This is a genomic window from Desulfobacula sp. (genome assembly GCF_030145145.1).
Lineage (GTDB): Bacteria > Desulfobacterota > Desulfobacteria > Desulfobacterales > Desulfobacteraceae > Desulfobacula.
Genome location: NZ_JAQYWD010000022.1, coordinates 97601 through 105610, shown reverse-complemented (window position 1 = coordinate 105610; position 8010 = coordinate 97601). Strand labels below are relative to the sequence as shown.

At 42.8% G+C, this 8010-nt stretch carries 9 protein-coding genes; 3 read left to right on the top strand and 6 right to left on the bottom strand.

Going from position 1 to position 8010, the window contains the following annotated elements:
- Positions 1-176: 176 nt before the first annotated feature.
- Genes rpoN through kdsA form a run of 6 tightly spaced genes read right to left on the bottom strand, consistent with a single transcriptional unit; the run spans position 177 to position 4624 of the window.
- Complete coding sequence (gene rpoN / locus Q1Q15_RS13995; RefSeq protein WP_300461026.1) at positions 177-1463, bottom strand: RNA polymerase factor sigma-54; 1287 nt, start codon at positions 1461-1463, stop codon at positions 177-179.
- Between the two features lies 1 nt (position 1464).
- Positions 1465-2187: an LPS export ABC transporter ATP-binding protein gene (gene lptB / locus Q1Q15_RS13990; RefSeq protein WP_300461023.1), complete on the bottom strand. Its 723-nt coding sequence runs from the start codon at positions 2185-2187 to the stop codon at positions 1465-1467.
- Positions 2187-2738, bottom strand: a complete 552-nt coding sequence (locus Q1Q15_RS13985) for an LptA/OstA family protein (RefSeq protein ID WP_300461021.1) — start codon at positions 2736-2738, stop codon at positions 2187-2189. Before Q1Q15_RS13985 ends, lptB begins: the two co-directional genes overlap by 1 nt.
- Positions 2716-3324: an LPS export ABC transporter periplasmic protein LptC gene (gene lptC, locus Q1Q15_RS13980; RefSeq protein ID WP_300461018.1), complete on the bottom strand. Its 609-nt coding sequence runs from the start codon at positions 3322-3324 to the stop codon at positions 2716-2718. The genes Q1Q15_RS13985 and lptC overlap by 23 nt, the downstream gene beginning before the upstream one ends.
- Complete coding sequence (locus Q1Q15_RS13975) at positions 3291-3806, bottom strand: HAD hydrolase family protein (RefSeq protein WP_300461016.1); 516 nt, start codon at positions 3804-3806, stop codon at positions 3291-3293. The genes lptC and Q1Q15_RS13975 overlap by 34 nt, the downstream gene beginning before the upstream one ends.
- Positions 3807-3811: 5 nt before the next feature.
- The gene (gene kdsA, locus Q1Q15_RS13970) at positions 3812-4624 is read right to left on the bottom strand and encodes a 3-deoxy-8-phosphooctulonate synthase (protein ID WP_300461013.1); all 813 of its coding nucleotides are present in this window, start codon (positions 4622-4624) and stop codon (positions 3812-3814) included.
- Between the two features lie 156 nt (positions 4625-4780).
- Between kdsA and Q1Q15_RS13965 the strand changes: the two genes are divergently transcribed.
- The 3 genes from Q1Q15_RS13965 to lepB are packed head-to-tail and all read left to right on the top strand — an operon-like array spanning position 4781 to position 8008.
- On the top strand, positions 4781-6154 hold the full coding sequence (locus Q1Q15_RS13965) for a M23 family metallopeptidase (RefSeq protein WP_300461010.1): 1374 nt from the start codon (positions 4781-4783) through the stop codon (positions 6152-6154).
- 45 nt (positions 6155-6199) lie between these two features.
- Complete coding sequence (locus Q1Q15_RS13960) at positions 6200-7363, top strand: homocysteine biosynthesis protein (protein WP_300461008.1); 1164 nt, start codon at positions 6200-6202, stop codon at positions 7361-7363.
- A 21-nt stretch (positions 7364-7384) separates the two neighbouring features.
- The gene (lepB, locus tag Q1Q15_RS13955; RefSeq protein ID WP_300461005.1) at positions 7385-8008 is read left to right on the top strand and encodes a signal peptidase I; all 624 of its coding nucleotides are present in this window, start codon (positions 7385-7387) and stop codon (positions 8006-8008) included.
- Positions 8009-8010: the final 2 nt, after the last annotated feature.

Below are 8010 nucleotides of genomic sequence, written 5' to 3'. Positions count from 1 at the left end.
TTTGATCGAGAGCGCGATCGATGCCATCCATGAGGCTCTTCATACACTTCGACACACCTGAGCACTGGTGACAGAGCCAACCGGGTGTCTCTTCAGCGATCTAGGGCGCACGGCGGAGTTCCGCTCCACTCATCAAGTCGAGGACGACGGGCGACTGACCTCTTCGCCCGACTGCTCTAGGAGCCTTCCTGCACGCTGGCCGAGGCGATATCTTCGCCAAATACCCGTTTGATGGAGCTGTTGAAGAAATATTTGAGTTCGTAGATGCCCTGGGGGGTGTGGGCGTATTTGTTGGTTGTCACACGACTGATAGTGGATTCATGCATTTCAATATCTTCTGCGATATCCTTTAGGATCAATGGTCTTAAATAGGCAATCCCTTTATCAAAAAAATCTTTCTGGAATTTAAGGATACTTTCCATGACAAGGTAAATGGTTTTTTGACGTTGGTGAATACTTTTTATCAACCAGGATGCAGACTGCATTTTTTCATTGAGGTAATTTTTTGCATCTTTTGAAATTTTACGGCCATTGGTAATGGCATTCTTATAAAATTGGTTGATTTTAAGTTTGGGCAGTCCATCATCATTCATAACAATTTTAAAATCGTCGCCCTGCTTATAAACATATATATCAGGTGTGATATAGGCAGGTTCATCCGTAGAAAATTTTCGACCGGGCTTGGGCTCAAGATATTGAATAATTTTTACCGCTGCCCGGACATCATCCAGCGATATTTTCAATGCCTTGGCAATTTTTTTGGTATTTCTATTTTCAATATTTTTTAAATGGTTATTGATGATTTCAGTTATGATGGGATTATCAATACCCAGTTGCTGAGACTGTATTAAAAGGGTCTCCCGAAGATCTCTGGCACAAACCCCAGGGGGATCAAACGTTTGAAGTATGGAAAGAATGTCTTCCACCCGTTCTATTTCAGATCCGGACGTTTTGGCGATCTCGTCAAGATCACTGCACAAATACCCATCCCGGTTCAGATTGCCAATAATGATATGCCCTGTTCTCTCTTCTTCTTCACTGAGGCCATAGAGCATTAACTGCCATTTCAGATGGTCCTGCAGTGTTTTCTTTTCTGAAGTAAAGGCTTCATAGTTGGGGGCTTCTGTGTTTTCGGATTCCGTATAGACCCTTCCTGTGGAATTATATTCATTAATGTAATTTTCCCAGTCCATATCCGTTCTTACTTTTTCTTCAATCGTGACTTCTTTTACGGGGACTTCTTTTTCCGGGGAAGGGGTGTCACTTTCCAGGGCGGTGATATTTTTATCAGACAGCTCTTCTACCCCGGCTTCTTCCAGGGCAGGGTTTTGTTCCATTTCCTGTTGAATCATCTCAGCAAGCTCCAGGCGAGACAATTGGAGTAGCTTGATGGCCTGTTGAAGCTGAGGTGTCATAACCAGCTGCTGCGTCAAAATTAAACTTTGTTGTAGTCCAAGTTCCATATTAGAGTTTGAAATTTTCTCCCAGATAGATTTTTTTAGCTATTTTGCTTGAAATGATTTCATCAGGGTTTCCTGATTCAATAACTTTGCCTTGGTTCACAATATACGCATTATCACAAACCCCTAAGGTTTCTCTCACATTATGATCTGATATTAAAACGCCTATTCCCTTTTTAGTCAACTGATAAATTATTTGCTGAATATCAATGACAGCTAAAGGGTCAATGCCTGCAAAGGGTTCATCCAGAAGAATAAACAAGGGATCTGTGGCAAGGACTCTTGAAATTTCAAGCCGCCGCCGTTCTCCTCCGGAAAGGGAGGCCGCCCGTTGGCCCGCAAGGCGGACAATGCCCAGCTCTTTCATCAGATCCATGGCCTTTTGTTCAATATCAATTCCTCGTTGGGGTAATACTTCAAGTATGGCGGTGATATTTTGTTTTACCGTCAGTTTTTTGAAAATACTTGATTCCTGGGGAAGGTAGCCAACCCCTTTTCGTGCCCGGATATACATGGGATAGTGCGTGATATCATCCCCATCAATCAGAACGGCACCGCTATCGGGTTTGATCAATCCCACCGTCATATAAAAGGTGGTTGTTTTTCCCGCTCCGTTTGGTCCTAAAAGGCCTGTTACTTGTCCTTGTTTCACTGTCAGACCGACATGATCGACAACGGTTTTGCTGCCATATGTTTTTACAAGATTTTTTAATACCAGTTGTGTCATTATTGTTTGTCAGTGATATTATCTTCAGGATTAAAAAAGGCTTCAACTCTTTTGGTACCGTCACTTTCCACTACGACCTTGTCGTTTTCTCTAAAAAGGGTAATCTTTTTCCCGATTACAAAACTGGATCCTGTTATCAATTTTGGCGCATTGCCGGTGAGAACCAATACCCTGTCCCGGGTTGTATAAACGGCTTTGTCGGCAATTGCGTTTCGCTTACCAGCAGTGTATTTAACATTTCCGGTTGAAACAATTTTTTTTACATTGTTTTGCGTCCCGGTGTTTTTACCCCCATCCATAAAATAAATTTTAATGGAATCAGCATAAACAATAGAATCACCGCTTGTGGCCTTGACATGCCCAATGAACTCAACCATGGCGGTGTCTTTTTGTGCCACCATTTTATCGGAGACAACATGAACCTGATCGTTTTTGGAAGGGGGGGGGGGCTGGGAACAAACCACTGATATTCGACAAAACGGTTCAGCCCCAACCAGCAGAAAAGCAATAAGAAAAACAACCCAGTTTTTATTGAACATCAAATTTTTCACTGAAATTTCCCCTGACATGCCCCTTTAAAATGGTATAATTGTCATTGAGTCTGGTGGTCATTGAATCCGCTTCAATGACAGAGTTTCCTTTCTCAAGTGTTACATGCGTATCAGAATATATTATATGTTCTTTTTTATTATAATGCAACTTATCAGTTCTCAGGACAGAAGTTTCATAGGTTACCACGACCGTATCCGAAAAGATCATATCATGGGTTTTGGTATGGAGAATGCCTTCCCTGGACGTCAGCTGAATCTTTTGATTGTCTCGTGTAAAAAAAATGATGGAAACATCAATGAGGACCGCCTTGTCTTCATTTTTTAAGAGCGTGGCAGAAGTGGCTTTCAACGCCCACTCTGTTATCCCGTTTTTTTTCGAGATCTGGTTTAACACATTCAATTTCAAGGCGGCGTTGCTATCTATTTTAACATCATTCATTTGAACAGGTATTGAGAAGAAGGTGTCAAAATAAAAAAAACCGCTGATGATGACAATCATCAATACCAGCAACCCGATCAAGGGATACCTCAGTTTTTGGCTTAAAGAAGATGTCATGACAGGTAGCGATGAAGGATCTTGTCCCATAGGCCTTTTGCTTTCAAAATACGCTCACAGATTTCCCTGACCGCTCCCTGACCCCCTTTCCGGCATGTGATAATGTCAGCATGATCTTGAACGTCTTGACAGGCGTCTGCCACACAAAAAGAGATACCGACCCGTTTCATGACCGGAAGATCAATCAGATCGTCTCCGACAAAAGCGATTCGTTCAGCGGGTGTTCCTGTTTGGGTGGTAATGGTGTCAAGGGCTTTGGATTTGTCACGTATACCGGAAAACAATAAGGTTATTCCAAGGTTTTTACACCGGTATTCCAAGGCCTTTGATGTTCGACCGGAAATGATGCCGACCCCAATGCCTTCATCCATTAACAACCTTAATCCTAAGCCATCCCGTGAATGAAAACTTTTTATCTGTTCTCCTGAGTCTGAATAGGTGATGCGCCCATCTGTTAATACGCCATCCACATCCAGCAGCAAGAGGTCTATGGTTTCAATCTGAGGTTCCATAGGACTTATCCCACCGCTTTTTTAACAGAGACAAGGGTGGATAAAAGTACTTCCATAGCGTTCAATGGCAATGAGTTCGGCCCGTCACACAGGGCTTTTTCGGGGTCCGGATGGGTTTCAACGAACAATCCATCAGCCCCTGCAGCAATGGCGGCCTTAGATAAGGTTGGCACAAACTGTCGTTCTCCGGCAGAAGAATCCATGGCCCCGCCCGGGAGCTGAACACTGTGGGTCGCATCAAAGACAATGGGGGCACCCAATGCCTTAATAATGGGGATGGCCCGAAAATCCACCACAAGGTTATTATAGCCAAAGCAGGACCCTCTTTCCGTAATACAGATGTTTGGATTGCCGGATTCTTTGGCCTTGTTCAAGATATTGCGGCATTCCAGGGGGGATAAAAATTGTCCTTTTTTGATGTTGACGGGTTTGTCGGTATGACAGGCTGCCAGGATTAAGTCCGTCTGCCGGCACAAAAAGGCCGGTATTTGGATGACATCCAGAACGTTTGCCGCTTTTTCAGCCTGGTCTGGTAAATGAATGTCTGAAATAACCCGGACCCCCAGTTCCTTTTTAATCGTGTTAAGAATCCTTAAGCCCTCATCAAACCCCGGTCCCCGGAAAGAGTGAATGGATGTCCGGTTGGCTTTGTCAAAGGAGGCTTTGAAGATAAAGGGAATATCCAGCCGGCGGGTGATTTTTTTCAAATGGCTGGCCACCAGAAAAGTGGTGTCATAATTTTCAATAACACAAGGGCCTGCTATCAAAAAAAATTTGGGATCAGGTCCATCAATCAAATTAAAAAAAAAGTTGTTCATACGTCTGTCCTAAATAATTGGGTTTGAGGCTAAATACTATTTTGAGCTCCCTAAAGTCAAGAATGGAAAATTGCTTGATAAGTTCGACCATAGCTGCTATTTTACTGTCAATTTGTATAATCTTATACTAACTTCCTGAAAAGATAGGTATTATTGATGAAAAGAGGTGTGGTTTTAGTTCTGTTTCTCATTGTTTTCCTTCCCATTGCCTGGGTGCTGTTTAATAAATTTGAAAATCAAGAACCGGTGGTTGATATTCAAATACCATCGTTATATTTGAAAAAATCCTATGAGATGTCTGTTCATGTGACAGATCGGGAAACCGGCCTTCGCAAAATCATGGTATCCATCATGCAGCAGGGCCGAGAAAAGGTTTTGCTTGAAAAAAAATATGCATCTTCCCGCTTTTTAGGGGTACTTTCAGATTCAAAAATAACACAGGACAATTTTATCATACCGGTTCAGTTTTGGAAATATGGAATGACAGATGGTGAGGCCGTCTTCCGAATAATGGTGTCTGATTTTTCATGGCGCGGGTGGAACAAGGGCAATATTTCATATACGGAAAAAAAGGTGATCATTGATTCAATTCCACCCAAGGTCATCGTCTTAACCAAACGGCATAATGTAGAAAGAGGCGGTGCCGGTATTGTCATGTATCGGTTGTTTGAGGAAAATGTAAAAAGTGGTGTCAAAGTAGGGGATAATTTTTTTCCAGGTCATCCGGGGTTGTTTGAGGATCAACAGATCCATACGGCTTTTTTCGCGTTAAGCCACCGCCAGGGCCCGGGCAGCCAGATCGCTGTCATTGCTGAAGATATGGCTGGAAACATAACCCAAAGAGGATTCCATCATTATATTCGGGATAAAAATTTTAAAACAGATGTCTTAAATATTTCTGATCGTTTTCTCAAACGAAAGATGCCGGATTTTGATATTGGAGACAGGAGTGAATCTTTCCAGACGGGGAAAACGCCATTACTGAATAAATTTTTATACATCAACGGTGAACTCAGGACGAAGAACGTTGAAACCATCTTGAAGGTACCCCAAAAAACAGAAAATAAAAAATATTGGGACGGCATATTTTTAAGATTAAAGGGTTCGGCAAGAAGGGCAGGATTTGCTGATCGAAGAATATATAAACATAACGGCCAAGAGATCGACCGGGCGGTTCATATGGGGGTTGATCTGGCGTCAACGGCCAATGCATCCGTAAAGGCTGCCAATTCCGGCAGGGTAATTTTAACACAATTTGTCGGCATATTTGGCAATACCGTGATAATTGATCACGGATTCGGGCTTTGCAGTCTCTATGCCCATTTAAATCAGATTTCCGTAAATGAAGGCGATCTGGTTGAAAAAGGCGATAATATTGGTGCCACCGGATTAACAGGGCTTGCCGGCGGCGATCATCTGCATTTTTCAATGATTGTTCATAATGTTTTTGTCAATCCTGTGGAATGGTGGGATGGTACATGGATTAAAAATAACATTACATCAAAAATTGATTTTGTAAGGGGACAATAAGGGGGCAGTTGTTAAATCTGTCCCCACAACAGAATAAGGGTGATTATGAGTGAATATAAAGTGAACAAAACGATTGAACAGATAAATAAAAAAATTGCAGCCGGCGAGGCAGTGGTCGTGACGGCAGAAGAGATTATTGAGATTGCGAAAAAAGAGGGGATTGTTGAAGCCGCAAAAAAAGTGGATGTGGTCACCACCGGAACCTTTGCCCCCATGTGTTCTTCCGGGGCGTTCATCAATATCGGCCAGTCCAGACCCCTGGTTCGAACCACAAAAACCTGGTTCAATAATGTAGAGGCATACTCAGGGCTGGCAGCAGTGGACTGTTATCTGGGGGCCACCCAGACCTGTGAAGATGACCCGTTAAACAAACGTCATCCTGGTGAATTCAATTATGGGGGAGGGCACGTGATCCAGGACCTGGTTGCCGGAAAGCAAGTGCATATCCGGGCTGAAAGTTATGGTACGGATTGTTACCCCAATCGGAAAATTGAAAAACTGGTTACCTTAAAAGACTTGCCCAATGCCATGTTGTGTAATCCTCGAAACGCCTATCAAAATTATAATTGTGCCATTAACAAATCCAACAAAATTAAATATACCTATATGGGAACATTAAAATCGGACATGGGGAATGCCAATTATTCAACATCCGGCGAGCTTAGCCCGTTATTAAATGACCCGTATTTAAAAACCATTGGTGTGGGCACCCGGATTTTTCTGGGGGGCGCCCAGGGCTATGTCACATGGACCGGTACCCAGCATAAACATCAAGTTGAAAGAGGATTGAACGGCGTACCTGTTACACCGGCCGGAACCCTTTCCGTGATGGGGGATTTAAAAGAAATGTCACCCGATTGGCTTGTGGGGCAAAGTATTCGAGGTTATGGTGTCTCGTTGTCCGTTGGTTTGGGCATTCCCATTCCGATTTTAAACGAAGAGATCCTTAAATTCACATCGGTTTCAGATGAAGACATTTTCACCCAGATCATTGATTATGGGTATGATTATCCGGAAGGCATTTCAAAATCCTACGGTCAGGTCAGCTATGCTGAACTGAAAAGTGGTTCCATCATGGTCAAGGGCAGAAAAATTTCCACCGTCCCTTTATCCTCCATGGTAAAGGCAAGAAAAATAGCTGATCTCTTGAAAAAATCCATCCAGAAGGCAAAATTCTTTTTAGGTCAACCCCAGCACATGTTCTATTAGATGAAGCGATAAGGATATAAAATGGCAGAAAAAAAACCCAAGAGTTCTTTGCGGGAAAATATAGAGGCAATCGTCATAGCGATTATTATTGCCATGTTTATCAGAACATTTATCGTTCAAGCATTTAAGATCCCCTCCGGTTCCATGCTGGAAACGCTTCAAATCGGAGATCAGATTCTGGTCAATAAATTTATCTACGGGGTAAAAATTCCGTTTACGGATGGGAAAACATTGATTCCGGTTAAAGATCCTCAAAAGGGGGATATCGTTGTATTCAAGTACCCTGAAGATCCTTCCAAGGATTTCATCAAGCGCGTGATAGCCGTTGGAGGGGATACCTTGGAAATCATCAATAAAAAATTGTATGTAAATGACACGTTGGTTGAAGGTGAGCCGTATGCGGTTTATAAAACCAACCAAGTATACCCTGGAATGGTCAGTCCCCGGGATAATCTGAGAAAAATTACCGTGCCGGATAACAATCTATTTGTCATGGGAGATAACCGTGACAACAGCCATGACAGCAGATTCTGGGGGTTTGTTGACCTAAAGGCCGTCAAAGGTAAAGCCTTTATCATTTACTGGTCATGGAACAAGAACAAATTCGGGGTCAGGTGGAACAGAATCGGTGATATATTACTATAAGG